At 38.2% G+C, this 285-nt stretch carries 1 pseudogene; it reads right to left on the bottom strand.

Features of this window, described 5'->3' with window-relative positions:
• Positions 1-285, bottom strand: a pseudogene (locus tag JO375_RS05290) (hypothetical protein); the annotation flags it as partial.

Genomic DNA, 285 nt, shown 5'->3' with positions numbered 1-285 from the left:
ATTTTCCGATACCAGAACATTTTTGAAATTGGCAAATGTGCTTGGCATCGTAGAGCTGCCGACAAAAATTGCTGCTCGCATCTTACCTGTTACGATATTGCTGGAGATAGATATGTTTTCAAACTTGTTTGTTGGATCACCAACTAGGTAGATTCCTGCACTGTTTATATTGTTGAGTTCTATCTTGTTATCTTCAATATCTGCAGTTGATATTGATGTGTCTTCGTCATTTCCTATCGCGATCTGTCCTTTAGCGGTGCTTGCACAAACAATTATATTGTCTAC

Origin of the sequence: Paenibacillus farraposensis, assembly GCF_020736845.1 — a bacterium.
Taxonomy (GTDB): domain Bacteria; phylum Bacillota; class Bacilli; order Paenibacillales; family Paenibacillaceae; genus Paenibacillus; species Paenibacillus farraposensis.
This window is presented reverse-complemented; position numbering and strand designations above follow the sequence as displayed.